This window comes from Streptomyces sp. NPDC057743, from assembly GCF_042798755.1.
In the GTDB taxonomy this organism is placed as follows: Bacteria; Actinomycetota; Actinomycetes; order Streptomycetales; family Streptomycetaceae; genus Streptomyces.
Genome location: NZ_JBHVJX010000030.1, coordinates 1 through 24376, shown reverse-complemented (window position 1 = coordinate 24376; position 24376 = coordinate 1). Strand labels below are relative to the sequence as shown.

23 protein-coding genes are annotated in these 24376 nt (G+C 68.6%); 12 read left to right on the top strand and 11 right to left on the bottom strand.

Annotated features, from left to right (window positions below; all coding sequences use genetic code 11):
* Nucleotides 1-224 precede the first annotated feature (224 nt).
* A complete protein-coding gene (locus ACFVFQ_RS28785; protein WP_383421373.1) occupies nt 225-1088 on the top strand; it encodes an alpha/beta fold hydrolase in 864 nt (287 codons plus the stop codon).
* Nucleotides 1089-1186: 98 nt separating this feature from the next.
* Here the strand turns inward: ACFVFQ_RS28785 and ACFVFQ_RS28780 are convergent, their stop codons facing one another.
* Together ACFVFQ_RS28780 and ACFVFQ_RS28775 are read right to left on the bottom strand one after the other, a co-directional pair.
* The gene (locus ACFVFQ_RS28780) at nt 1187-2368 is read right to left on the bottom strand and encodes an MFS transporter (RefSeq protein WP_383421370.1); all 1182 of its coding nucleotides are present in this window, start codon (nt 2366-2368) and stop codon (nt 1187-1189) included.
* A gap of 143 nt (nt 2369-2511) precedes the next feature.
* Entirely contained in the window at nt 2512-3342 is an 831-nt protein-coding gene (locus ACFVFQ_RS28775) for a class II aldolase/adducin family protein (protein WP_383421367.1), read from the bottom strand.
* A 223-nt stretch (nt 3343-3565) separates the two neighbouring features.
* On the opposite strand from ACFVFQ_RS28775, the gene ACFVFQ_RS28770 reads away from it, so the two are divergent.
* Complete coding sequence (locus tag ACFVFQ_RS28770; RefSeq protein ID WP_383421364.1) at nt 3566-4210, top strand: TetR/AcrR family transcriptional regulator; 645 nt, start codon at nt 3566-3568, stop codon at nt 4208-4210.
* A gap of 124 nt (nt 4211-4334) precedes the next feature.
* Here ACFVFQ_RS28770 and ACFVFQ_RS28765 read toward each other — a convergent pair whose 3' ends face one another.
* A complete protein-coding gene (locus ACFVFQ_RS28765) occupies nt 4335-5192 on the bottom strand; it encodes a maleylpyruvate isomerase family mycothiol-dependent enzyme (protein ID WP_383421361.1) in 858 nt (285 codons plus the stop codon).
* An 81-nt stretch (nt 5193-5273) separates the two neighbouring features.
* Entirely contained in the window at nt 5274-5678 is a 405-nt protein-coding gene (locus ACFVFQ_RS28760) for an ArsR/SmtB family transcription factor (protein WP_383421358.1), read from the bottom strand.
* A gap of 387 nt (nt 5679-6065) precedes the next feature.
* Here ACFVFQ_RS28760 and ACFVFQ_RS28755 point away from each other — a divergent pair, with 387 nt between their 5' ends.
* From ACFVFQ_RS28755 to ACFVFQ_RS28740, 4 genes are all read left to right on the top strand, one after another.
* Nucleotides 6066-6245, top strand: a complete 180-nt coding sequence (locus tag ACFVFQ_RS28755; protein ID WP_383421355.1) for a hypothetical protein — start codon at nt 6066-6068, stop codon at nt 6243-6245.
* A 995-nt stretch (nt 6246-7240) separates the two neighbouring features.
* Entirely contained in the window at nt 7241-8560 is a 1320-nt protein-coding gene (locus ACFVFQ_RS28750; RefSeq protein WP_383421352.1) for a DUF6801 domain-containing protein, read from the top strand.
* Nucleotides 8561-8820: 260 nt separating this feature from the next.
* Nucleotides 8821-11595 carry a hypothetical protein gene (locus tag ACFVFQ_RS28745; RefSeq protein WP_383421349.1) on the top strand — a complete coding sequence of 925 codons (2775 nt, stop codon included), beginning with the start codon at nt 8821-8823 and terminating at the stop codon, nt 11593-11595.
* Between the two features lie 290 nt (nt 11596-11885).
* Nucleotides 11886-12614 carry an esterase/lipase family protein gene (locus ACFVFQ_RS28740; RefSeq protein WP_383421346.1) on the top strand — a complete coding sequence of 243 codons (729 nt, stop codon included), beginning with the start codon at nt 11886-11888 and terminating at the stop codon, nt 12612-12614.
* On the opposite strand, the gene ACFVFQ_RS28735 is transcribed toward ACFVFQ_RS28740, so the two are convergent.
* Nucleotides 12615-13592 (bottom strand): NADP-dependent oxidoreductase, encoded by a 978-nt coding sequence (locus ACFVFQ_RS28735; RefSeq protein ID WP_383421343.1) that lies wholly within the window; start codon nt 13590-13592, stop codon nt 12615-12617.
* A gap of 141 nt (nt 13593-13733) precedes the next feature.
* Between ACFVFQ_RS28735 and ACFVFQ_RS28730 the strand changes: the two genes are divergently transcribed.
* Nucleotides 13734-14756 (top strand): GlxA family transcriptional regulator, encoded by a 1023-nt coding sequence (locus ACFVFQ_RS28730; protein WP_383421340.1) that lies wholly within the window; start codon nt 13734-13736, stop codon nt 14754-14756.
* Between the two features lie 34 nt (nt 14757-14790).
* Here ACFVFQ_RS28730 and ACFVFQ_RS28725 read toward each other — a convergent pair whose 3' ends face one another.
* The 3 genes from ACFVFQ_RS28725 to ACFVFQ_RS28715 all read right to left on the bottom strand — a co-directional run bounded on the left by ACFVFQ_RS28725 (nt 14791) and on the right by ACFVFQ_RS28715 (nt 17124).
* Entirely contained in the window at nt 14791-16464 is a 1674-nt protein-coding gene (locus ACFVFQ_RS28725; RefSeq protein WP_383421337.1) for an MFS transporter, read from the bottom strand.
* 137 nt (nt 16465-16601) lie between these two features.
* Nucleotides 16602-16946, bottom strand: coding sequence for a VOC family protein (locus ACFVFQ_RS28720; protein ID WP_383421334.1), 345 nt, complete (start codon nt 16944-16946; stop codon nt 16602-16604).
* A 1-nt stretch (nt 16947) separates the two neighbouring features.
* Entirely contained in the window at nt 16948-17124 is a 177-nt protein-coding gene (locus ACFVFQ_RS28715) for a ribbon-helix-helix domain-containing protein (RefSeq protein WP_383421331.1), read from the bottom strand.
* Between the two features lie 61 nt (nt 17125-17185).
* Here ACFVFQ_RS28715 and ACFVFQ_RS28710 point away from each other — a divergent pair, with 61 nt between their 5' ends.
* The 5 genes from ACFVFQ_RS28710 (at nt 17186) to ACFVFQ_RS28690 (ending at nt 19709) form a co-directional block, all read left to right on the top strand.
* Complete coding sequence (locus tag ACFVFQ_RS28710; protein WP_383421328.1) at nt 17186-17665, top strand: cupin domain-containing protein; 480 nt, start codon at nt 17186-17188, stop codon at nt 17663-17665.
* A gap of 426 nt (nt 17666-18091) precedes the next feature.
* On the top strand, nt 18092-18286 hold the full coding sequence (locus ACFVFQ_RS28705) for a hypothetical protein (RefSeq protein ID WP_383421325.1): 195 nt from the start codon (nt 18092-18094) through the stop codon (nt 18284-18286).
* A gap of 16 nt (nt 18287-18302) precedes the next feature.
* Nucleotides 18303-18674 (top strand): ArsR/SmtB family transcription factor, encoded by a 372-nt coding sequence (locus ACFVFQ_RS28700; RefSeq protein WP_383421322.1) that lies wholly within the window; start codon nt 18303-18305, stop codon nt 18672-18674.
* A gap of 26 nt (nt 18675-18700) precedes the next feature.
* Nucleotides 18701-18916 (top strand): DUF6126 family protein, encoded by a 216-nt coding sequence (locus ACFVFQ_RS28695; RefSeq protein WP_383421319.1) that lies wholly within the window; start codon nt 18701-18703, stop codon nt 18914-18916.
* A 112-nt stretch (nt 18917-19028) separates the two neighbouring features.
* Complete coding sequence (locus tag ACFVFQ_RS28690; RefSeq protein ID WP_383421316.1) at nt 19029-19709, top strand: hypothetical protein; 681 nt, start codon at nt 19029-19031, stop codon at nt 19707-19709.
* 47 nt (nt 19710-19756) lie between these two features.
* On the opposite strand, the gene ACFVFQ_RS28685 is transcribed toward ACFVFQ_RS28690, so the two are convergent.
* The 3 genes from ACFVFQ_RS28685 to ACFVFQ_RS28675 all read right to left on the bottom strand — a co-directional run bounded on the left by ACFVFQ_RS28685 (nt 19757) and on the right by ACFVFQ_RS28675 (nt 24146).
* Nucleotides 19757-21442 carry a hypothetical protein gene (locus ACFVFQ_RS28685; RefSeq protein WP_383421314.1) on the bottom strand — a complete coding sequence of 562 codons (1686 nt, stop codon included), beginning with the start codon at nt 21440-21442 and terminating at the stop codon, nt 19757-19759.
* Nucleotides 21442-22467: a hypothetical protein gene (locus ACFVFQ_RS28680; RefSeq protein WP_383421312.1), complete on the bottom strand. Its 1026-nt coding sequence runs from the start codon at nt 22465-22467 to the stop codon at nt 21442-21444. The genes ACFVFQ_RS28685 and ACFVFQ_RS28680 overlap by 1 nt, the downstream gene beginning before the upstream one ends.
* A gap of 308 nt (nt 22468-22775) precedes the next feature.
* Nucleotides 22776-24146 (bottom strand): sugar porter family MFS transporter, encoded by a 1371-nt coding sequence (locus tag ACFVFQ_RS28675; protein WP_383421309.1) that lies wholly within the window; start codon nt 24144-24146, stop codon nt 22776-22778.
* Nucleotides 24147-24376: the final 230 nt, after the last annotated feature.

The window sequence follows — 24376 nt, the reverse complement described above, 5'->3', positions numbered from 1 at the left end:
TCGCTCCCCCGCTCCCATCGTCATCCCCACAGCCGTTCCGTGCTCGGCGGACGCTGCCTTCGCCGAGGAAGGGCGCACAAAGCGGAAGCATCCAAACCGGTTGCTCCGATGATCTTTCGCTGCGTACTCTCCCCGGGATATCGGAGCGAGCGGACAGCCGTTCGCGTTGCCCCTCGGCCGCATGTGTCGTCGGTGCGGCCGAGACGCAGAGAGTGAGTAAACAGATGCAGCCGACGTTCGTACTGGTTCACGGAGCCTTCGCGAACTCCTTCTCCTTCGCGCCGCTCCAGGCCGAACTCGGCCTTCTCGGGCACCGTTCGGTCGCCGTCGACCTCCCCGGCCACGGCTTCCAGGCAAGTTACTCGCGCGCGTACCAGGCACCGCAGGACCTCGAAGCGCTCGCCGCCGCGCCCGGCTCGATCAAGGGCGTCACGCTCGCCGACAACGCCAGGCACCTCATCACCGTCCTGGAACGGGCCAAGGAGAACGGCCCGGTGATCCTCGTCGCGCACAGTCGCGGCGGCATCACGGCCACCGCCGCGGCCAACGCGCGTCCGGACCTGATCGACCGCCTCGTCTACGTCTCGGCCTGGTGCCCGGTCGATCTCGACGTCAACGACTACTACGCCGAGCCGGAGATGGCCGCGTACGACGGCAGCTCGCTCGCGCCCGCGATGGTCGGGAACCCGGCCGAACTCGGCCTGCTGCGCTTCAACTTCCGCACCGCGGACCCGGACACCCTCGCGGCGTTCAAGGCGGCTTTCCTCGCCGACGGCACCGACGAGGAGTTCCTGACCTTCCTCAACACCTTCCAGCCCGACGAGAATCTGGACGGCGGTACCGCCAGCGACCGCGCACAGGCCGCGACTTGGGGCCGCATCCCGAAGACCTACGTCCGCCTGGCCGACGACGCGAGCCTGTCGCTCGCGCTCCAGGACCGGCTGATCCGCGAGGGCAACGCCCTGACGCCGGACAACCCGTACGACGTCCGCACCCTTGAAAGCAGCCACCTGAAGTGGCTGGTCGACCCGGCCCCGGCGGCCCGCGTCCTGGGCGAACTCGCCGCCCACACGGCCGAGTCGGCCTGATCGTCAGCGTGACTGGGCGGGAAGCCCGCGGTGGCAACGACCACGCGGGCCTCCCGCCCACTGACGTCGGGCGCCGGACCCGATCGGAGGTTGTCAGGTCAACCGATCCGGGCGACGCGGGTCGCGGCCACGGCCACCAGTAGTCCCAGCACGACACAGGCCGCGCAGACGAGGAACATCGCCTGGTATCCGGCTGCTTGGGCAACGAGGCCGAGGGAGCCGCTGCCGGCGGCGACGCCCGCGGTGAAGCAGGCCCCGAAGGTCGACAGCGCCGCGGCGCGCTGGCGTTCGCTGACCGAGCGCACCACGAACAGCCCCAGCACCGGGTAGATCTGCCACATGCCCACACCGATGAGTACGCCGCCGAGCACCCCCACACCGAGGACGTCCGACACCCCGATGAGCGCGAGCCCCAGGGCCTCGACGAGGAACAGGCCGATGAGCGCCACTAGTCGCGTGGCCTCCCAGCGGATCCAGGTGCCCGCTATGCGTAACACCACCACGGTCAGGGAGTACGCGGTGATCACGGCTGCTCCCCCGGTGATCCCAAGGGCGTTGAACTTCGCGACCACGAAGCTGGAGACGGCCGCGAAGCCGAACGCGGTGAAGACCAGCGCGATGCTGGGCAGCACGGTGCCGAGCAGTGTCCGGCCCCGCTCGATGCCGGTCCGCTCCGTCTTCGGGGGCAGACGCACCTCCGGTACGCACAAGGCGATGGGGATGACGAGCAGGGCGATCAGGCCGGCGATCACGAACGTGGTGGCCGTGCCCACCAGGTGGTCGAGGAGCGTACCCAGCGGTGCGCCCAGGCCGATGGCCAGATAGTTGACGGTGCCGCCCAGGCCCAGCGCCCAGCTCTGCCGGTCCTTGGCGACCAGTTGCACCGGCCAGACCCCGGTCGCGGCCAGCATCACGCCCATGCCGACGCCCACCAGCAGGCGCAGGCCGATGAGTTCGGCGATCGATCCGGCGAGCGGGTAGCAGACGGTGGCGACCGTGGTCAGCACCGCTCCGCCGATGGTCAGGGACCGGGTGCCGAGGCGGTTCATCAGCGCGCCCGACACCGGGCGGGACAGCAGCGAGGTCAGCGCATAACCGCCGATGACCGCGCCGACCTCCGCCGGGCCACCGTGCAGCCGGCCTGTGACGTAACCGGGCAGGATCGGGATGGTCAACGCGAACGGCAGATAGCCGATCCCGTTCGCCAGCGAGATCAACAGCGCGTGCCGTACAGCCCGCTTGTCGGTGGTCTCGCTCTCAGGCTCTACCTCGGTCTGCACAGGTCCACTCCCCCATGTTCGGCAACGAACCTATGCATCGTCATCAGGTTGCACAAGGTCTCGACGGTGCGGCCGCTGCCGTCGCGCTGACCCGTGCCTGGCCGGCCGGGTGGACCGGGGTGACACGCCTGGCGCAGCGCGGGTCAGTCGAACAAGTCCGGTGCGGTGTCGGTGATGTGATCCCACATCGGTTGGGCCTGGAACCAGCCGGCGAGCGGAGTGCCGAGCTGGTCGCGGGTCCGCAGGGCCGTCTCGTGGTCGATGTGCAGTGGCTTTCCGGCGGCCATCGCCAGGAGTTGGGCCTGGCAGGAGCGTTCCATGGTGACGAACCACCACACCGCCTCGGCGACGGTGTGGCCGACGGTGAGCAGTCCGTGGTTGGCGAGGATGGCGGCCTTGTGCGGACCGAGGGCGGCCCCGATGCGTCGGCCCTCCTCCAACTCGTCGGCAACGCCCCGGTAGTCGGTGTACAGGCCGTGGTCCTCGTAGAACGCGCAGGCGTCCTGGGTGAGGGGGGCGAGGGGAATGCCGAGGCTGGCGAATGCCTTGCCGTGCAGCGAGTGGGCGTGGGCGGCGGCCTGAACGTCGGGGCGGGCGGCGTGGACCTGGGAGTGGATAACGAACGCGGCCTTGTTCACCGGCCGTTCGCCGTGCAGGACGTTGCCCTCGTGGTCGACCAGGATCAGGTCCGAGACCCTGATCCGGTGGAAGCTCATGCCGAACGGGTTGACCCAGAAGCAGTCCGGGTGTTCGGGGTCGCGCACGGTGATGTGCCCGGCGACGCCCTCGGAGAATCCGAACTTCCCGAACAGGCGGAACCCGGCGGCGAGTTGCTCCTTGCGGTACTGCCGTTCGGCGTCGACGGAGTCGAAGACGGGAGGAGTGGGGAGTCCCGTTCCGTCGGGGGCGGGGCCGACCAGGCCGGTGAGGTCGGGGGCGTCCGAGGCGGAGGGGGTGGTCGTGGCTGTGCTCATGAAGTCCTCCAAGGATGTGGGGAGTTCGACGACGAGCAAAAGATACATGCATGCATCAGATACAGCAATGCATCGGATGCGTTGCTGTATCGTGGGGCGGACCCGCCGCGCGCCCACCGGAGAGCAGCACGCGGAACGCGTAGCGGGACGAGAGCGAACGAACAACGGGCCACGGCGCACACTGAAGACGGCAGCGAAGTGGAGAAGTGGAGAGAGGGTCGCGATGCCCAAGGGAGTCACCAAACGCCGGCCGCAGACCCGGGCCGCGCTGCTGCGGGCCGCGCTGGAGGTCTTCGCCGAACACGGCTTCCACGCCGCCACCATCGAGCAGATCTGCACCCGCGCCGGCTACACCCGGGGCGCGTTCTACTCCAACTTCGCCAGCAAGGAAGAGCTGTTCTTCACGCTGTTCGACGAGCACAGCGACCGTCTCGCCGCGCGACTGAGGGCGCTGGTCGACCGGATGGGCACCGACGAGCCCACGGTGGAACGCTTCGCACAGATGGTGGCCCGCAACGAGCTCGACGCCGAGGAACGCGCCTGGTATCTGGTGACCACCGAGTTCACCCTGCACGCCATCCGGACGCCGGAGGCGGCACGGAAGTTGGCCGAGCACGACGCCCGGGCCCGCGTCGCCATCGCCGAGGCGGTCACCGAGCTGGCCACCCGCCTGGGACGTCAACTCACCGTCGACGTCGACGAGTTCGCCCGCCTCCTCGTGGCGCTCCGGGAAGGCGGACAGGCCCAGAGCTACGTCGAACCCGATGTCTACCCCCCGGGCGAACTGGAGCGGCGCTTCCTCCCTGCGCTCGTGTCCACCTTCAGCGACCCGACCTCGGCCCCAGGCAGGCATGAGCGGCAGGCATGAGCGCTGACAGGGGTCGGTGGGCCCGCTGGCGGGTCTGGTGGCGCCGTTGGCCCTCGGTGGCCTGGGGCGGGATGGTCGTGGCCCGGGGGCGAGAGTCCGGGCCACCGTTGGCTGATGTGCTCCGTCAGTACACGATCGACACGATCTGGCAGGCAGCTGCGGCGAGTTGACGGTCGCCGTCGATGTGGGCGCGGGCCAGCGCAGCGGTCGGCTCGATCCCTCTCGTGCACAGTCGCCAGGCACTCTCCGCGTCCAGGGTGACGCGGGCGGCGGGCGCTCCGGCGGCGGGCTCGGCCAGGGACCAGCAACCAGCGGTGGCGGTAGCGGTCCACGTGCCGCCGGCCGGGCCCGGGATGTGGATCTGGAGCTGGGTGCCGGCGGCGGCACGGGTTTCCCGCAGGGTGTGGGGCAGGGCCCTCAGGAAGGTGTCCAGGACCACGGACAACGTGCCTGGGTCGGGGTCAGTTGCCTGACCGACGGCGTGGCGGATCTGTTGGCGATGGGCCCAGAACTCGGTCAGTTCGCGGGCGCTGTCGAGCCACACGGGGGCGGGATCGACGCCGGCCCAGGACACTCCGAGTGCGGGTTTGTCGGGTTCAACAACCTCGAAGAGGCGGGCAACTTGGGCACCGGACACGTCCAGGGCATCGATGAGCACGGCAGGACTGACCCGACGGTGGGCCTCGACCCACTCCTGGTTGATGCGGTGGATGAACGCCTCCAACGTCTCCCCCGGCGCGAAGGCGGGCTCGGCCCGGTGACCGTCGCGGTCACGGCTCAGGCGCCCGTAGCAGTCACCGAGAAGGTGTGCGGCCACATCATGCACGTCCCAGCCGGGCACGGCTTCCCTGTGCCAGTCGGCCGGCTCCAGTCCGCGCAGGGTGGCCATCAACGCCGCGTGCTCCGGGGCGAACAGCGGGCGGGCGTCGATGCGACTGCCGAGCCAGGAGTGGTGGGGAAGGTCATCGGGCGGAGGGGGCATGGCGTCAGCCTGCCAACCGTGAAACCCGGCCCGCCAACGAATATTCCGCTTGCGGACGCGTCCCAGGCACGAGCCGGGCGCTCAACGGGAGGTGGTCGCCTGCCCGTTCACGGGAGCGGCCTCGGCCCCGTCGGGCACGTCGGCCAGGCCCATCTTCAGGTGCTCGACGTGGTAGAGGGCCTGGTCCAGGAGTTCGGCGACGTGGTTGTCGTAGAGCGCGTACACCACCGAACGGCCCTTGCGGGTGCCGACCACGAGTCCGAGGTTGCGCAGCAGGCGCAGTTGGTGGGAGCAGGCGGACTGCTCCATGCCGACCTCCGCGGCGAGTTCGGTGGCGGCGAGCGGGCCCTCGCGCAGCCGGGCGAGGATCAGCAGGCGGGACGGGGTGGCCAGTGCCTGCAACGTGGTGGCCACCCTCGTGGCGCTGGCCGCGTCCAGACGCGCGCGCGGGACGCTGCTGCGAGGGGTTGCCGCTCCGTGGCCCATGGGTTCATCGTACGCCACCATGATTACATGAATCATTGTTCATTCGTCTCGTTGCGCTGATCGCGCGGACCGGGGCCGCGGTCGAGGGAACCTCCACAGCCAAGGTGGCCGCCCGAGCATGCGCCCGCTCCGTCGAAGGCCAGGGGGCGGGGCGGGTGTTGACCGTGGGCCAGGCGAGCGCGGAGCGGCGAGCGTCTTATTTCAGCCACATATCCGACTACAGAGGCGATAGCGGCATAAGGTCTGCGGTGCGCACTGAGCGCGTGTCCATACGTTTCCCTCCCTTATCGTCAGGATGTGTCCCTCCGTGATACGTGTCCGAGCCCGCCGCCGTGCTTCCCTGTCCGCCGCAGCAGTCGCGGCCACGGCACTGCTCGTCCTCACCGGTTGCCAGCCCAGCGCCAGCGGCGGGGACCAGGCGGACCCGTCGCCGTCCACTTCGCTCTCGCCCTCGGCGTCGGTCTCGGAGTCGCCCTCGGATTCACCCTCCCCCTCCCCCAGCCCGTCGACCGCGTCCCCGACGCCCTCGGCCACGACCGCTTCCCCGACACCGGCGGCAGCGGCTAACCCCCCTGAGGGGAAGGGGAGTTCCGGCCACGGGTCGGGGTCCGGCTCGTCGTCCCATGCGGGATCGCGATCCGGCGGCGGATCGTCTTCGTCGTCCTCGTCCGGTTCCGCTGCCGGCGCCCCCGACACCGCGGGCGTCATCCTCTCCCCGTCCGGGAACTACTACCAGCGCGGCCAGTTCTGCAAGAAGGCCCACCTGGGCCTCACCACGCGCGACGCGCACGGCGGTCGGCTGCACTGCGCCATGCAGAGCGGCCGCCCGCACTGGCAGTAAGCACGCCCACCCCACGGCGAGTTCGAGCACATCGCGGGGAGCGGCTGGCTCGGGCCCTGGCGGCGCACGTGGCGCCGCCGCATCGGGCCGGCCCGCTCTCCGACCCCTTTACACCCAGCCCCGCAGCAATCGCGCTGCGGGGCCGCCTCAACGTACGGGTCGGCCGCGGCCTGTAGGCGACCTGCGGTCAACTCCCGGTCCCTGATCGTCAATTCGGCCGGTGACGCCCGTTGACCCTGCGCGACAACAGCCATGACATCCGGAATTCTGTGGGGTTTTCGCGCGTGACTGGCCTGCATCTTCGCCATTTTCCGCAACTCGGCAGGCAGTTGCGCGCGCCGCGACGACTGAAACACATGTGGCGTAAGTGGAACAAGGGACGCACGAACACCGGCAGACGCAGATGAACTGTCCTTGATGTTCAGTCAGCGATGCCAGCCAGCCGCGGAGGATATTCCCGAAAGACGCCCCCAACAAGGTGTGTTGGGGGACGCCTGAGCGATGCGCTAAGTTCCTCACGCAACCAGGAGAGCCTGGGCCGCGTCTTTCAAGTAACGCCGCGTACCCCGCCGAGCGAAATAGTCCGGGCGCCATTGATCCGGCACGGGGCACGTGACATGAGTAGCACGCTGAGCTTCAGGGAATGAGAGTCGTTCCAAAATCGCACACCCGAACAATGGACGGGGGCTAACTCATGAGCATCAGGTGTGGCAGGCCAAGGATGAGGATCATCCTTGCGGTCGCCACCGCTACGGCAACAGCAAGCGGGTTGGTGGGCATTATCGGAGCCGGTTCGGCTTCCGCGCAACCACTCTCCCGCACATTCGGCTATACCTGCGCGGCTGGCATGCTTGGCAATCAGCCGTTCACAGTGGAGATCGACTCGGACGCCCCGCGTTCGTTCACGGTCGGCGCACCCCGCAAGACCATCGCCGTCAACGCGGTGGCGACGGTGAGTGCCGGTTTCACCCAGTGGCTCGCCCAGGCCCACATGAAGACTCTCGGGGGCACTGTGCAAGCGACGGCCCATGTGGCCGCGCCACAGGACGACTTCGACGTCACGGTCCCCTTCCACGTGGCCACGACCAGCGTCCCGGCATCGGGGCCCTTCAAGGTCAGGGCAACCGCCAGCCCGACCACGCGCACCTTCAACCATCCTGGCAAGGGGACGGTCACCGCCGGCGGCCTCACCCTTGCCCTTCTCGCAAAGAACGCGGCAGGAACCGTGGCACTGGCGGGCAACGCCGCGTGCACCCTGAACCCCGACCAGAGCAACTTCGTGACGTCCTTCGACGTCACGAAGCCGGTGCCGGCGCCCCCCACTCCTCCGGGCTCTTCGACCGGACCGGGGCCGGGGGCCTCCGCCGCTCCGCGGCCGGCGACCGGATCGGCGGGTGCTGCCGTGCCAAAGCCGGCGCCGTCGGCGGGCGCCGGCCACGCAACGCACAGCCCGGCCACGCCCAGCAACCCGGGCGCTAGCCCTTCCCACGCTCCCAGCGCCCCGCCGGTGACGCACCCCAGCCACACGACGCCGAGGTCGACCGCACCCGCGGTCGTCGTCAAGACCTCGACCGGCGGGCGGAACACCAGGGATCTCGTCCTCCTGGCCGTGGGCGTACTGGTCGCGATGGCCGCCTCCTTCGGGCTCGGCGCGCTGCTCAAGAATCGCCGCCACACCAGTGGCGACGGAGCGGCTCGGCGATCCATCGACCCGAAGCAGGGCCTGCTCATCGAAGGCGTCAAGACCCATAGCACCGACGTCAGTTACCCCGAGAAGGGTTTGCATGCTGCCGTCCCCCAGCGTCGAGGCCATGACGGTGGGACGGCAGCACACGGCCACACCGGCAGGCGGGTCACCGAGGGTCAAAATCTCCTACTGGGGCGTCATGTTCCGCGCCAGGCCAGTCATCGGGGCGTCGGAGCGCGGAACCACGGTGGCACCGATCCGCACACCCAGCTCCCGGGCTCGTCACAAGGCGAAGGCATCGATGTCGTGGCCGACGAGCAGTCCCACGACGCCGCATACGTTCGGCAGGGGTAGCAGACAAGGGAACGAACAACCACCGTCCGCGTAACGGAGATTCAGGCAAGGGGGCAGGCACCCGCCCACGGGTGCCTGCCCGCCGCGGCGGGGCGGGACGGCCGCACGGAAAGCCGGCCATCCGCTATCCGCTATCCACTATCCACGCGAAGGGAGAGGTCTGTGATGGCTGAGATCGACGCTTTGCCTGGCGAGATCGTGCCCGCGGTCGAAGCGGCAGCGGGTACGTACGGCGACGGCGCGACGCGCGTCCTGTACCGGTGAGCGTCGCGCCAAATCCGCAGGTGCCGGGACCCGCCGCGTTTACTGCCGGCCAGTCGGACGGCGCCGGGTCGACCACGATAAAGAACGTCACGGGCGTTGTCAGTCTCGGTAACGACAACGTCATTGTGTACATCGACAAAAGGTCGTCCGCCGAGGGCGCATTGACCGAGTTGGCCAAGAAACTCGTAGATGCCGTGCGCGCCCAACGCAGCTCCGTTGACAGACAGCTGGCCGACGAAGCCGATCTGCTCGCGCATGATGTCCGTGGGCGCCTCCAGTACGAGGCGGAACAACTGGGCTTAGAGGACCGCGAGTTGCCCGTGCGCTGGAAGCCGGTGCGGGAGAAAACGCCCTACCCCGAGGACCTCCGGAATGCCCGGGCCGAGGAAACGCCTACCCGCTCGCACCCCACTGCCGGCCAAGAGGCCGCGCTCACGGCCACCCTTGAACAGGCGCAGTCCCACTGGCTGATGGTGCTGGGGCGGGCGGGCTCGGGAAAGAGCGCCCTGGCCCTGCGTTTTGCACTGGCCCGCCTCAAGGCACGCGCCCACGGAGCACCGGTGCCGGTGATCTTCAGCATCGGATCATGGAATCCCACCATCCCGCTGCGGGATTGGTTGATCGCCCGGCTGGAGCGGGAACACACCTATCTCACCACGGCGAGCCCGAGCGGTGAGACGTGGGCCGCCGCGCTGGTGGGTGCCGACTACGTGCTACCGATCCTGGACGGGTTCGACGAGATCGCCACCGGTTTGCGCAAACTCGCGCTGAGGGAACTCAACAAATGCGGCTTGCCGATGCTGGTGACCAGTCGCCACGCCGAATTCGAAGCCGCCAGGAAAGAAACCAACGTCGAGCCCTCCGCCGCCGCTATCGAATTGATCGACCTCAAACTGGACGACGCCATCAACTATCTGCAGGCGGCCACCGGAACACCTCTGCCTGCCAGTGAGGATGCCACCCCCAGGACCGGGTGGGCTTACGTCCTGGGTGAGTTGCACTACCGTAGCCACGAACCAGACGTCGCCAATCTCGCGGCCGTGCTGACCACCTCCTTGATGGTCACCCTCGCCCGATTCGTCTACGAATCCAAACTTGACCCGTCGGACCTGTTGAAACCCGAGAAGTTCGGCACCCGAGAGGCCCTTGAGAATCACCTCTTGGACGCCTTCATCACTACCGCCTACGAGCGCGTGCTCCGCGACAAGCCCGTCGATACCGACAATCCAGAAGGGTTGGAAGAGCGGAGCCGCAGAGTCGAACGCGCCCGGCACTGGCTCGGCTACCTCGCCGCACATCTGACGGAACTCAAAACACCCGACATCGAATGGTGGCGGCTGGGGACCACCGTGCGACTGCGCTGGCTGATGCTGCGGGTCGGCGTCACGGTCTGGATCGCGTCCGGTCTCGTGACCGGGCTCTCTAACGGGTCCGTGGGCGGGCTCGTGCTCGGGCCCTCGTACGGGCTCAGGACAGCGGCCATCACCGGTCCGCTGGATGGGCTCGGGATCGGTCTCGCCTTCGGGCTCATGCACGGGTTCGTCACGAAGATGAAGGTCGGCGGCCCGAAGTTCGAACCGTCGCTGATGGAGATCAGGCTTCGTGGCTGGACGAAGAACGGAACCGTGGAAAGACTGCGGGAGAGCTTCCGCCCCAGGGTCAAGGGCGGGCTCGCCGGTGGTCTCCTGTTCGGACTCCTGTGGGCGCTCGGAAGTGCCACTTTTTCGGCCCTCGTGGGATACCCCGGGGACCTGATCGCGCTGGCTGCGGGGGAGACGCTCGCGGCGGGGATCGGCCTGGGGCTCGCGATGGGGTTCATCGCCGCGCTCGGGGCCGGGTTCGAGACCGTCATCCCGCGAGAGCAACGCGCCCACCCGTCGGTCCTGTTGAACACGAACCGCGCCACCGTGCTCAAGCAGACCCTCACCATCGGGTTCGTGGTCGGGTCCGGGTACGGGATCTTTTTCGGGCTCGTGACCACCGCCCTGGGGGGACTTGGGGCCGGGCTGGCGGCCGGATGCGTGATCGCACTCGGGATCGGCACCATGACCGCCTGGGGGCGTTGGGTGGTCCTGGCCCGGATCTGGTTGCCCCTGTCGGGATGGTTGCCGAGGGACCTGGACGCGTTCCTCCGGGACGCCTGCAAGCGGGAGGTCCTGCGCCAGGTCGGCACGGTCTACCAGTTCCGTCACGCCAAGCTCCGGGACCATCTGTGCGCCACCACCAACACCCCGCCCGAGCGCATCCTGTACCGCACCAGCAGCCTGGACCGGCTGTTCAACGTCGTCGACGCCGATGGTGACGGCCATGTCGGCGGCGCCGACTACCGGCGGATCGTCGAGCGCTACCGCACCGCCTACGAACTCGCCGCGGACGCCCCCGAGGTGGAGGCTCTGACGTCCTTCTACAAGGAGTACTGGGCCGGTCTCCAGCGCCACGCGAAGACCGACGACCGCCTGTCCCGCAAACAGCACCGCGCCGCCGCCGTCGCCACTACCACGGACCCGGCCCTACAGGAGCCGGTCGCGGCCTTCGGGGCGGCGGTGTTCCAGGTCATCGACGCGGACCACGACGGCTACGTCGGAGAGCAGGAGCTGACGCGGTACCTGGCAATGTGGGACCTGGCCAGAGACGCCTCGCGCGTGCTGGACCAGCTGGACACCGACGGCGACGGCCGCCTCAGCAAGGACGATCTGACCCGCGCGATCCACGCGTACTTCTACTCCCCCGACCGGGACGGCACGGGCGGCGTGTTCTTCGGCGTCGGGTAACTCCCGCTCTACAGAGCCCCGTTGGCCGGCAGCTCCGCGCCTCTCGGCCGTTCACTCGCCAATCCCCGGTAGGGTTTCGCCGCCGGGAGCGCGCCCAGCGATCGCGCACATCACGTCGCACCGTTTCTTGTGCACCCAGCAGGCGCCCCTCATCATGTGGTGCGTCCAGACCGACCGAGCGCGTTCCGGAGGCGGAGGCCGCCATGTCAATGCCGGACATTTTGAACGGTGGGGGAACGTCGGGTAGTTGGGGAGCGGGCAGGTTCTCAGGCCGTCGCATCCTGCTGTTCGTGGCATCGTCCGCGCTGGCCGCCACCGCGCTCGCCGGTGCACCCGCGCAGGCGGCGGCTCCCCCCAATCCCGTCATCTTCATTCACGGCCGTAATGCCGACCCGGGAGCCTGGAACACCATGCGGGCGGACTTCGCCCGGAACGGGTACCCGGAGGACCGGCTGTTCGCCTGGTCGTACGACACCTCGAAGTCGACGAACGAGGTGCTCAGCGGCCAACTCCAAAGCTATGTCCACACGGTGCTGGAGCAGACGGGTGCCAGGAAGGTGGATCTCGTCGCCCACAGTCTCGGCAGTCTTCCGACCCGTTGGTACGTCAAGTTCGGCGACGGGCGGGCCAGGGTGGCGCACTGGGTCTCCCTGGCCGGCCCCAACCACGGCACCGACCTTGCCTGGCTGTGCTCGGCATGGGACCAGGGCTGCCGGGACATGACCCCCGATTCGTATGTCGTCACGCACCTCAACTCCGGTACCGCGACGCCCGGTCCGGTGAAGTACGCAACGTGGTGGTCACCGTGTGACGAGCAGATCTCCCCGCACAGCAGCACCCCGCTCGACGGTGCCCTCAACACCCGCACCGCCTGCCTGAAACACAACGACTTCCTCGGGGACGTCACCGTGTCGCAGCAAGTGCGCGCCTTCCTCAGCGGTGGCGGCGTGCGCCAGCCGGACGGTGTGAAGCCTGCGGATGGTGTGCACCACGGGGACCGTGTGCACCAAGTGGGCTGACTACGTCGTCAGAACGATCTTGCCCCTGGCGTGGCCGGTCTCACCGAGTTCGTGGGCCCTGCACGCCTCCGTCAGCGGGAACACCGCCGCGATCTCGACCCGGAGTTGACCGCTCTCGACCAGGTTGGCGATCTCCCGCAGACCCGCGTGGTCGGGCTCGGCGCACAGGAAGACGGCGTGCACCCCGGCCGCGCGGGCCTGTTCGGCGGGGAAGGTCTTGTCCGGCGGAACGATGGTGACCAGCGTCCCGCCCGGGCGCAGCGTGCGCAGGGAACGTTCCCCGTAGGAGCCGCCCACCGCGTCGAGCACGGCGTCCACGTCGCGGACGGTCTCGGCGAAGTCCTCGCGGGTGTAGTCGATGAGTTCGTCGACTCCCAGACGGCGCAGGAACGCATGCTTGCCGCGGCTCGCCGTGCCGATCACGTGGGCACCCCGTGCCTTGGCGATCTGTACGGCGAGGTGGCCGACCCCGCCCGCCGCGGCGTGGATCAGGACCCGTTTGCCCGGGCCGACGTCCGCGGTGTCCACCAACGCTTGCCAGGCAGTCAGCGCCGCGAGGGGGATTCCCGCGGCCTGGACGTGGTCCACGTTGGCCGGGCGGCGGGCGAAGTGTCGGGCCGGGGCGGCGACGTAGTCGGCGTAGGTGCCGGCCAGTTGGGGGCAGCGTGGCATGCCGAACACCTCGTCGCCGGGTCGGAAGAGGGTGACGCCGGGGCCGACCGCCTCGACCACTCCGGAAACGTCGAAACCGAGGGGGAAGGGTGGCTTGGCCCCGCTGTGGAAGGTGGTGCGCCCCTCGGTCTTCCAGGCGGTCGGATTGACGCCCGCTGCACATACCTGCACCAGAATCTCGGTGGCCGCCGGTTCGGGCCGCACGGTTCCGACGACCCTGAGGGCCTCCGGACCGCCGGCACGATCCTGGACGACGGCCCGCATCATGAAGCGGTCAGTACGGGTAGGGTGCGTGATCTGCAACATGGTTGGTCGTCTTTCGTGTTCGGCCTTCGGGGTTGGATGTGTGCGTGTGGATCGGTGGTGTCTGGGGGCGCTGGACCAGTTTGGCGCCTGGTCAAGTACCGACGTAGTGACCTGATGGTCAGGGTCTGAAAGAATCGGGCCATGCATCGTGTCGGCGTACTGGCCCTGGACGGCGTGCTCCCCTTCGAACTCGCCATCACCTCCCGGATCTTCGGTGCCGCCCGCGACGCGGCGGGCGAACCTCTGTACTCGGTGACGACATGCAGCCTGGACGGCGGCCCCGTACGGACCGACGCGGACTACGAGTTGACCGTCGGCCACGATGCCGGCGTGCTGTCCGCCGTCGACACCGTCGTCATCGCGCCCACGCACCGGCTCGGCCCGGTCAAGGAGGACGGGCGACTGCCGGACGCCTTGCGGGCGGCCCTTGACGCCGTGCGGTGCGGCACCCGCATCGTGGCCATCTGCACCAGCACCTACGTCCTGGCCGCGGCCGGCCTGCTCGACGGCCGCCCGGCCACCACGCACTGGCGCGAGGCCGAGCGGCTGCAACGGATGTTCCCGCGCGTCCGGGTCGATCCCGATGTGCTGTTCGTCGACGACGGCGATGTGTTGACCTCGGCGGGCGCGGCCGCCGGAATCGACCTGTGCCTGCACCTCGTCCGGCGGGACCACGGGTGTGAGGTCGCCAACGAGGTGGCCCGCAGCTGTGTCGTTCCGCCGTGGCGCGAAGGCGGTCAGGCCCAGTACGTCCGGCGCCCGGTCCCCTCCCCCACCACCAGCGGCACCGCGCCCACCCGTGCCTGGGTCCTGGAACGGCTCGCGGAACCGGTCTCCCTCGCCGAGATGGCCGCCCACGCCCGGGTCAGTGTGCGCACCTTCACCCGGCACTTCCGGGACGAGGTCGGCACCAGTCCCGGCCAGTGGCTGATCCAACAACGGGTGGAGCGGGCCCGTCAGTTGCTGGAGACCACCGACTGGCCGATCGACCGCATCGCCGACAGCGCCGGTTTCGGCACCGGAACGTCCCTACGGCAACACCTCCAGGCCGCCCTCGGCGTCTCCCCTCAGGCGTACCGGCGCACGTTCCACACCGCGCCGGCCGACAGCACCGCCGCAGCGGACCGCGGCAAGCCCGCACCGCACATGGACCCGGCCGCCTGAACTGCCGCCCGCGTTGGCGGGGTTGGCGAGGTCATCAGTGGTTGTCGGGCTGTGGCGTTGGGGTCGGCTGGTTGCGCAAGGGGGCTTGTCCTGCCGGTGCGTTGGCTTCTCGGGGGTCCGCGTCGGGCCGTCGAGGGCGTACCAAGAAGCACGACAGGGCGCCCACCGCGATCACGATGAGGGGCAGGGCGAGGGTCGGGCGCATCGCCTGCGCGACCCCGTGTTCGAACGTGGCCGTGACCGCCTGCTGGAGCTGGTGGGCCAGGCCCGTTGGCGTGCCCTGCGGTGGAGGGGCCATCGCGGCGTTCCGTCCGACGCCGAGTTCCTGTCCGCTCGCGGTCGCGTTGTGGAAGCCGGCCAGGAACTGACTGCGGACGTCGGTCGGGAGGCCGGCGGCCCGCCGTGCCGCTTCGTCGTGGAGCGAGCCGGCCAGTCGGTTCTGCAGTACGGCGCCGACTGCGGCGCTGCCGAGCACCGTTCCGATCTGGCGGATCGTGTTCAGCACTCCGGAGGCCGCCCCCGCCATCGCGGGCTCGACGTGGTACATGGCGACCGTGACCATCGGGCCGAAGACGCAGCCGATGCCGATCCCGGCCGTGATCAGTGCGGGTTGGAACTCCCACCAGACGCGGCCGACTTGGAGGGTCCCGGCGAGCCAGGCCATGCCTGCGGCGAAGAGTGCCAGCCCGGCCATCAGGACGTACTTGCCGCCGATCCGGTCCGCCAACCGGCCCGCGACGGGTGACAGCAACGCCGACACCACCATCGCCGGCGCCATCACCAGGCCGGCCGCGAGGGCGCTGAAGTGCAGCACCGACTGTAGATAGATCATCACCGGCAGGAACAGTCCGATCATCCCGACCTGGACGGTTGCGGACGCGAAGCTCATGACGGAGTAGTTGCGGTCGCGGAAGAGCGCGAAGGGCAGCAGCGGTTCGGCGTGTTGCCGGTTGCGCTGGTGGATCAGGAACAGCACCAGCAGTGCGACGGCCGCGCCCAACAGCGCCCGGATACCGGCGTTCCAGTCATAGCGTTGCCCCTCGGTGAGTGCGAAGGCCAGGCATGCGAGCGTCGCCGCGGCGAGTACGACGCCGGTGAGGTCCAGCTTGCGGCGGTTGCCGTGCCGGACGTCCGGCACGAGCGCGAGGGTCATCGCCAACACGAGCGCGCCGATCGGGACGTTGACGAGGAAGATCCACCGCCAGCCCGCCGTGCTGACCAGCAGTCCGCCGAGGGTCGGCCCGGCGATGGTGGCCACGCCCGCGACCCCGCCCCAGACACCGAGCGCGGCGCCCCGGCGCTCGGCCGGGAACGTGCCGATGATGAGCGTCATCGTCTGCGGCATCAACGCCGCCGCGCCCAGCCCCTGCACCGCCCGGGTGACGATGAGTTGGACCGGATCCTGCGAGAGCGCGCACAGCACGGACGCCACGGTGAACAGCGCGACGCCCCCGATGAACATGGCGCGCGGCCCGCGCACGTCGCCCAGCCGACCGAACGTGATCAGCAGCGCGGCGAGCACGAGGATGTAGACGTTGATCACCCACAACATCTCGTCGAGCGACGCGTGCAGGTCGCCGATCATGCTGGGAATGGCGACGTTGACCGCCGTCAAGTCCAACAACGTCATGAAGAACCCCAGGCTGAGCGTCAGCAGCACCGCCCAGGGATTACCGCGCCAGCCACGCAACTGCCTCTGCATTCCCATGTGTTCCCGTTCCCCTCCGTTGGCTCCGGGTGTCGCTCCCACTGCCGCCATGGCGCTCGGCTCGGCTGCCGTCGCAGGCAGGGGCGGTGCGCCAGCACCGACGGCGCACCGCCCCTGCCGCACGCACAACGGCGTCGTCAGCCCTTCCCGGGGGCCTGCAGGCTCCACAGCCGCCCGTCGGGGTCCCGGACGGTCATCTCCCGGGTCCCGTAGTGGGTGTCCTCGAACGGCGTGACCACGTCCACGACGGGGTCGGGGCGGAACGCCGCTTCGTCGGGCACCTTCAGTGCCACCTGCATGCCGGGCTCCCGGCCCTCGGGAACCTCGACCACGACGAGATAGGGACCGTCTCCGTTGCGGAGCACGCCGGAGCCGTCGCCGGCCGACGTCTCCAACTCGTAGCCCAGTTCCTGGAAGAACTTCGCGGTCCTCCCCCAGTTGTGGGTCTCCAGGAAGATCGCTTCGATGCCTTCGGTCGCCATGTCATGACTCCTTTCCGGAAGATTTCTGCTGTCCCTGCGGCTCGTCGAGATAGGCGCGCAACGCCTCGGCGACCAGTGCCGACAGCGACATGCCCGTCTCGATCGCGTGGTGCTTGAGCTGCCTGATCAGCTCCACCGGCAGATACACGTTGAACTGTTTGACTTCCGTGTCGCCCATGGGCAGATGTTAGCTCCCTAGATTGCTAGCATGCTAGTCCATCGCTCGGAGAGGGGCACTCATGTCTGTCTTTGCGACCACAGTCACCCCACACGAACCGGTCCTCGTGCGCGCCGCCGAGGCCGAGCAACTACCCGAGATCGGCCACTGCTTACTGTCCGACGCCAGCGCCAGCAACGGCGCGCTCAGCGCCCACCGCATCCAGCTCGCCCGCGGCGCCGACGGCGCAGTCCCGCACCGACACCACCACTCCTCGGAACTGTTCTTCATCATCGACGGGACGCTCCAGGCACTGGTGGGAGCGGAGATCGTCACCGCCGGCTCCGGCGACCTCCTGATCGTCCCTCCGCACTGTGATCACGCCTTCCGCGCGGCCCCGACGGACACCGCCGACGCACTGATCGTGATCACCCCCGGCATCGAGCGCTTCGACTACCTGCGGCAGGTCGCCAGGATCCACCGGGGCGAAGCCAGCCGCGAGGGCCTGCTCGCCGACCAGCAGCGCTACGACACTCACTTCGTCGCCAGCCCCGCCTGGTAGGGCGAGGCGATCATCGTCGACCTCGATCGCGGCCACGGGCACGGGCGACGCGTTGACGCGGGCGTGCCCTACGCGGCGGCCCGTCGTTGGTGGCGGTGAAGGCGTCCGCATCGTCCCCGGCGCCCGGCTCCGCTGTCGTAGCGGGCGCCGGGGCGCTGCGGGCCTTCCCGGCCCCAAGCGCCGCTGGTTCGCTACGTCCTCGGCGTGGCGCTTGGGGCCGCCCGCTGCCCGCCGCCCGGGCCGGGGCCACCGCCTGGCACTGTCCGGCGACGCTCGCCCGCCATCGAGCAAGGGCCGCAGCTCACCCTCTCCCCCGCGGGAAGCCCCCCGCTGGTGTCCCGCACGGGCATCGGACCCTAGACTTGCAGAGTTCTTCAATTCGTTAGTTTCCTCAGAGGTCAATGACGTCGTGGTGTGGAGGTCCGGGTGGGCGACTTTGCCGAAGCGGTGCGGGAGCGGGTGCACCGAGCACGGGACGCGGTCGCGGCGGCACACGAGGCCGGGGACGTCTACGCCGTGACCGAGGCCAAGGAGGAGCTGGACGACGCGCTGCGGATGGCGCGCGACCTCGGCGTGGATCCCGGTGTCGAGCCGGAAGACGACCACGAGGACCCCGCATGAAGGGAGGCGGCACTTCGTGAACAGGACGCAGGTGCCCCTGTACCAGGCGAAGGCGGAGTTCTTCCGGATGCTGGGGCATCCGGTCCGGATCCGGGTGCTGGAGCTGCTCCAGGACGGGCCGAAGCCGGTCCGGGAGCTGCTGGCCGACATCGAGGTGGAGCCGTCGAGCCTGTCGCAGCAGCTCGCGGTGTTGCGCCGAGCGGGGATCGTGACCGCCACGCGAGGCGGGTCGACGGTGGTGTACGAGCTGGCCGGCGGCGATGTGGCCGAGCTACTGCGGGCCGCGCGCCGGATCCTGGTGGAACTGCTGGCCGGGCGGGAGGACCTGCTGACGCAGTTGCGCGAGTCGGGTCAACCGATTCCGACTCCGCTCCCCCCTTCCCCCTGACCCCCGACGCACCCAGGAGCGCAACCATGCTCGACGAGCAGACCAACGACCAGCCCCACAAGCAGGCCCACGAGCAAGTCACCGAACTGCCCCCGCGCGAAGCATCCTTCGGCGGCGGGATGTCCGAGCGACACAAGGAACGGGGCGCGTCCTGGCGGGTGTTCATCTACATCGCCGGCAGCCATCTCCTGCTGGCCTTCATGGCGCTCCTCTTCTACCTCGGCAGCCACGCCGGCAAGTAGGCGTCGCACCGCTCGGGACGACAACCATCGGCCGGGTTGTTGGTGATGTGCCTGTGATAGCGTCGCTCCCTTCTCCGGAGCTCCCGGACGGAGTCCTGTCAGGCACCACCCCATGAACGACCCACAGCAGCAACTCCACGACGCGCTCGATGCTTTGGACGCCGCCTTCACCCCACGTGCCGAGCTGCCAACTTCCGTGGATGGCTGCACCTACTGCTACGGCGCAGCGGATCTCGAAGCCCTGGCCGGTCCGGTGGGCCGGATACCGGACGAACTGGTCCGCCACGTCGCGCACGAGGGGCCTGACCACTGGGCCGATTTCCCCGGCCTGTACCGCAAGTTGGCGCCCCGGATCACCCGCCTTCTCGTCGCTGACCAGCTCATCAACGACATGACCGCCTCTCGGTTCCTTGCCGCCGGCTGGCGCGACTGGAGCGGGGCGGAGTGCACGGCGCTGGAGAGCGTGTGGCACGCCTGGTGGCGGTCGATCCTGCACAGCTACCCGAGCGCCGGAAGCGTCACGGACGTGCTGGAGACGCTCGGAGCCCTCAACGGCAGCCTCGCCCCCTGGCTGAGCACCTGGGCCCAAACCCGCACCGAGGCAGCGGACTTGCACCTCAACGACGCGCTCGACTGGTGGCTGTACGGAAGCGAACTCGCCGACCTCCGCTTCGGCTTCTACGACGAGGTGCACGCCACGCCGGAACTGCTGCCGTGGCTGCTCTCCTTGGAGGACGACCGCATCGGCGCGACCCAACTGAGGGAAGTCGAGCGCATCGCCTATGGCTACTAGGCCGTATGCCGAAAGCGGACCTCGGACATAGGGACCCCCGTTTCGGATCACTGCAGCATCGCGGCTTCGACCTCTTGGCAGGTGTGGTACATCGCGATGTTGCCTTCGGGGCCGGTCGAGGCTTCGAGGGCGGCGTTGAGCGCGGCCTTGGCCTTCGCCTGGATGCCCGCGGCTTCGGCCTTGTCGGCGGAACTACCCATGACACTCTCCTCGATGTAGGTCCGGGCCCTTTCGGCTGCCTGGTATGCGCTGTACGCCCTGGCAGCGTAGGCGTTGACTGCACTGGGGAAGGTCTCGGGCAGCGAGGGATTCGGGCCCGTAGGCGCGTTCAGGGCCAGCACTTGCGAGGCGGCGAGGAAACCCTCGTGGGTTGCCCTGACGTAGGCGAAACGGTCGACGGTGGCGCGCCGCGCTGCGTAGACGCGTTCGGCGGCACGGTCGTTCAGTCGGTTGTACTGGGCTGCAGTCGCGGGGGGTTCCGTCGTCAGCGGATTGCTGTCCGTGGAGGCCATGCCCTTTCCGGTGATACGGGCGGCGGCACCGAAGGGGGAGGAACCGCCGCTTTGGATCTTCTTGTACTTGTCGACGATGACGCCCAGGTGGTGCTGGGCGACAAAGAGGGCGGCCTCGTGATCGACGGTGTAGGCGAAGTAGCGGCGTGCTTCCGTCTCTACATCTGCCGCATAGGTGAGTGGCCAGTAGTCGAAAACGTTGGCGTTGTCGCTGATCTTGCCAGCCTTGAATTCGACGACGTTATCGCCGGGATCGTTCTTCCACTCGCAGTTGCACTTTTCCGTTCCGCAGTCCCCGGACTTCACGATGTCCTTGGCGTCGCGCGTGGGCACGGTCGCCCGCTTCGTGTCTGAGATGCAACTGACGACGCGCGTCTCAAGGTAGCTGTGTTGGTAGACCGGATCAGGCCAACCCTTCCATTTGTACACGTCGTACGCATGCTCGGTCGGGGGCTGGATTCCGTTCAGGCGGTCGGCGATCTGGCTGGCAATGGTGCGGATCGTGGCCGCGATGTGGTCGTGGTAGTCGCTGCCGTGGACGACGATGTTGCTGATCCATTGGGCGTCGGCCCCGGGGCCCTGCCACATGACACGCATGAGCTCCAGCTGCATGTGGAGAGCAGCGCCGGTGGAGAAGAGACCCAGGGTGAGGATCGACGAGGCGGGGGTGGTGCCCAGGTCCGACTTGAGCTGTTGCAGCCCGGGAAGAAACCTGGTCGTTCCTTGGCACGCGGCGTCCACGGCTACTTGCAGGTCGGTCTTCCTCTTGCCGAACGCCTGCCAGTCGAGGGTCTTCTTGAACTCGTCGATCTCGTGCCTGCTTGCTTTGATCTTGAGGAGGAGGACGTTGATGTCGGCGAGGGACTTCGCCATCTCATTGCGCACCGACTGCCAGGCGATCTGGTTGACCAAAACCTTGTCCAGCGCGGCGAGTTGCCTGGCCATGGTGTCGGCGATGTTCTCCCTGCTGGGCGGGAACAGCAGCCTCAACCCGACGGAGATTCCGCCGGCCACTCCGCTGAGGATCATGCCGGGCATACCACCGGCGATGGCCACCGTCGCCAGCAGCGACAACACGCTCTCCGCTGCCTGGAGGTCCCGCTGAGTCTCGGGGTCCGTGTCAACCGGGAGGGACGGCATCTGGGTCCCTTCGGGTGCGGAGGCTGTTGTGGACGTATCGGCCTCGGGTGTCCGGTCGGCGGAGTCGGGGATTTCGTTCATCACGCGCCTCCGGCAGGGGGCTTGAGTTGCTGCTTCCACTGCCAGTAGATCTGGCTGAACGCCAGGTGTGCGACATCGGCGGCGATCTTGCGCGGCAGCGGCGACTTGGTGCCGGTGCCGTATCCGTCGTAGGTGTAGCCGGTCAGTGTCGCGAAGAACTGATCCCACGCGGTAGTGGAGTCCGCATCATTCGCCGCCGGGGCTACAGGTGGATCGGATGGGCTCTCGACGGTCGCGGCCGTGGCGGGGACCTTCGGTTTCGCGACCGTGACAAAATCCTCCGCGAGCTGCATGATCAGTTTGTACTTGAGGTCCCCGGATGCCCACGTCCAAGGCGGGGAGACCGGTTCGGACATGCCAGCAATCGCGTTCATTTCGAAGACCATTTGCTGAACTGACGGGTTCCACTTATCGCAGTAGTGCTGCACCCGCGCCCAGAACTTCTTGTCATCCTCCTTCCACCACAGCTTCAGCTGATTCCGGATCATCTCCTTCTGCTCAGGGGTCAGTTCCTCGTCGGACGAGTCCGTCTTGCCGTTGACCTCGTTCGCCTGCTTCTTGACCATCAGATAGAAGCTCAACGCCGAGAGGAGGGTGGATGCGGCAGTGAAGAAGGCCGGGAGCGCAAAGTCCCAGAACTTCACTCGGCGGAGGAGCGTCGGCTTCTTCGACTCCTCCTTCAGGGCTTCTCTGCCGGCCTCCCGGCTCTGCTCAAGGGAGCTGCCGGCCCCCGCGCCCCGGTCGAACGCCTCCTGAGAACGGGGAAGCGGCCCGGCGGGGGTTCGTGACATCACGTCCATCTCCACGATGACATCCGCGATGCCCTGCGTCCCCGTGCTCAGCGACATCACCTGCCGGGCGGTCTCCGCGGCCTGCTCACGGATCGGGGCGTCCTCTTCGGTGCCGACCGTCTGTTCAATCCGCTCAAGCGTCTCGTCATCGTTCTCACCGGACCTCTGGTCCTCGGGACTCGGGTCGTCGTCCCCTTGCTCTACTGGTACTTCCTCGGTTGGCCCCTCAGGCATGACGCCTCCTCCGCTCTTCGCGCACGGGGCATCACCGTGCCAACGATGCGGTGCCCCAGTGGATGGCAGCCAGCCTCCCCGCAGACACGCGAACTCCGGTCGCACCACGCGGTCCTGGCCAGGCGCACGGAAGCGTCGGGCCAGGCGCACGAAAATGGCTATGTGCGCTCGTCCATCCGACGGGCGCCTGGCCGGAGACGACTTCGCAGTGCGCCATCACGGACGGTCCTCGACGCAGGCCCCTGCCGGTCGGTGTCAGCCCGCTGTCCGGGCTGCATGGGCGGACCGCCGTTCGTCGCGGGTCTGTTTCAGTTGCGTACCGTCGGCGTGAACTGTCCTGTCTGGAGGGCGATTTCCTCCAGGCTTCGGCCGCGTGTCTCGGGCATCGAGCGGCCGAAACCCACGATGGCCACGAGGGTGAGGGCGCAGTAGAGCAGGAACGTCCCCTGGAAGGAGAAGTGGTCGACCAGGGGGACGAAGGTCAGGGCGACGATGGTGTCGGCAGCCCAGAGCGCGGTCGTGGCCAGGCTCATGGCGCGGCCGCGCACCTGCTGGGGGAAGATCTCGGAGATGTACACCCAGAACACCGGGGCGGGGCCCACCGCGCCGGCGGCGATGAAGACGCACATCAGGACGACGGTGACCGGGCTGCCTTGGTGACCGGTGAAGGAGGCGAGCGAGATGCCCGCGCCGCTCACGGCCATGAGCGCCAGTCCGCCGAGGAACAGCGCGCGTCGGCCCAGCCGGTCCAGTGCGGCCATGGCGACGAAGGTCATCAGCAGGTTCACGACACCGATGATCACGCTGCCCAGGACGGAGCTGCGGATGCCGAGTCCGCCGGAGGACAGGATGCGCGGCGCGTAGTAGATCGCGGTGTTGAGACCGCTGAGATGGACGGTGAAGGCCATCAGGGCGGTCATCCAGATGAAACGGGTGCTGGACGGGTTCGCTGAGCCGCGCGCCGCTCGCTGTGCGGGCGGCGGGGTCAACTGGCGGCGCAGCGCGTCCAGATCGTCGGTCAGTCCGGTGGCGGCCGCTGCCGCGCGGGCCCGGACCTCGTCGCCCCGGGCGAGCAGCCAGCGCGGCGACTCGGGCACGAAGAGGGTGCCCACGGCCATGATCACCGTCGGGAGCAGCGCGGCGGCCAGCATCAGCCGCCACTGGCCGCCGCCGCTGAAGGCGTATCCCACGGCGAACGCGGCCAGGATGCCGACGGTGACCATGAGTTGGTTGAGCGTCACGAGGAAGCCCCGGCGCTGTTGCGGGGCGATCTCGGCGATGTAGAGGGGGACGACGAACGACAGCGAGCCGAGGCCGAATCCGACCAGCACGCGTCCGGCGAGCAGTGGGTAGATGCCTGGCGCCAGCATGGAGACCACGCTGCCCACGGCGTAGAGGACGGTCATCGCCAGGATCAGGGGCTTGCGGCCGTAGCGGTCCGCGAGCCGGCCGCTGGCGGACACCATGATCGTGGCGCCCAGCAGGGCGCTCGCCACCAGCGCGCCCTCCTGCCAGTCGTTCAGCGTGAAGTCGCGGTCGATGTAGAGCAGCGCTCCCGAGACGACGGCCGTGCCGTAGCCGAACAGCACGCCGCCGAGCGCCGCGACGAGGGAGACCAGTAACACCCCCCGACCGCCGCGGGTGGTACGGGGTGCCTTTCCCCGGGGGTCCAACTCCATGATGGTGTACCGCTCCCTCTTGCTTGTCCGGTGCGACTCGGCCGACTGGTCGGTTGGCAACACGCCTTGTTCTAGCAGGTGTTGGACTGACTTGGTGACGCGGCATCAGGGGTGGGCGGCTCGGGTGCGGGTGTTGCGGTGTGGGTGAAGGCGGTGCCGGTCATGCCGGCGGTGAGTGTGGTGCCGTCGGCGGGGTCGATCAGGAGGAAGGAGCCGGTGCGGCGGGAGTC

Bases quoted from the DNA above. Each gene is read 5' to 3' on its own strand.
- ACFVFQ_RS28675 (WP_383421309.1), bottom strand. From the start codon at position 24,146: ATGGAGTTGGACCCCCGGGGAAAGGCACCCCGTACCACCCGCGGCGGT.
- ACFVFQ_RS28750 (WP_383421352.1), top strand. From the start codon at position 7,241: ATGAGGATCATCCTTGCGGTCGCCACCGCTACGGCAACAGCAAGCGGG.
- ACFVFQ_RS28770 (WP_383421364.1), top strand. From the start codon at position 3,566: ATGCCCAAGGGAGTCACCAAACGCCGGCCGCAGACCCGGGCCGCGCTG.
- ACFVFQ_RS28720 (WP_383421334.1), bottom strand. From the start codon at position 16,946: ATGGCGACCGAAGGCATCGAAGCGATCTTCCTGGAGACCCACAACTGG.
- ACFVFQ_RS28695 (WP_383421319.1), top strand. From the start codon at position 18,701: ATGCTCGACGAGCAGACCAACGACCAGCCCCACAAGCAGGCCCACGAG.
- ACFVFQ_RS28785 (WP_383421373.1), top strand. From the start codon at position 225: ATGCAGCCGACGTTCGTACTGGTTCACGGAGCCTTCGCGAACTCCTTC.
- ACFVFQ_RS28725 (WP_383421337.1), bottom strand. From the start codon at position 16,464: ATGGGAATGCAGAGGCAGTTGCGTGGCTGGCGCGGTAATCCCTGGGCG.
- ACFVFQ_RS28715 (WP_383421331.1), bottom strand. From the start codon at position 17,124: ATGGGCGACACGGAAGTCAAACAGTTCAACGTGTATCTGCCGGTGGAG.
- ACFVFQ_RS28775 (WP_383421367.1), bottom strand. From the start codon at position 3,342: ATGAGCACAGCCACGACCACCCCCTCCGCCTCGGACGCCCCCGACCTC.
- ACFVFQ_RS28680 (WP_383421312.1), bottom strand. From the start codon at position 22,467: ATGCCTGAGGGGCCAACCGAGGAAGTACCAGTAGAGCAAGGGGACGAC.
- ACFVFQ_RS28760 (WP_383421358.1), bottom strand. From the start codon at position 5,678: ATGGGCCACGGAGCGGCAACCCCTCGCAGCAGCGTCCCGCGCGCGCGT.
- ACFVFQ_RS28690 (WP_383421316.1), top strand. From the start codon at position 19,029: ATGAACGACCCACAGCAGCAACTCCACGACGCGCTCGATGCTTTGGAC.
- ACFVFQ_RS28765 (WP_383421361.1), bottom strand. From the start codon at position 5,192: ATGCCCCCTCCGCCCGATGACCTTCCCCACCACTCCTGGCTCGGCAGT.
- ACFVFQ_RS28685 (WP_383421314.1), bottom strand. From the start codon at position 21,442: ATGAACGAAATCCCCGACTCCGCCGACCGGACACCCGAGGCCGATACG.
- ACFVFQ_RS28710 (WP_383421328.1), top strand. From the start codon at position 17,186: ATGTCTGTCTTTGCGACCACAGTCACCCCACACGAACCGGTCCTCGTG.
- ACFVFQ_RS28735 (WP_383421343.1), bottom strand. From the start codon at position 13,592: ATGTTGCAGATCACGCACCCTACCCGTACTGACCGCTTCATGATGCGG.
- ACFVFQ_RS28730 (WP_383421340.1), top strand. From the start codon at position 13,734: ATGCATCGTGTCGGCGTACTGGCCCTGGACGGCGTGCTCCCCTTCGAA.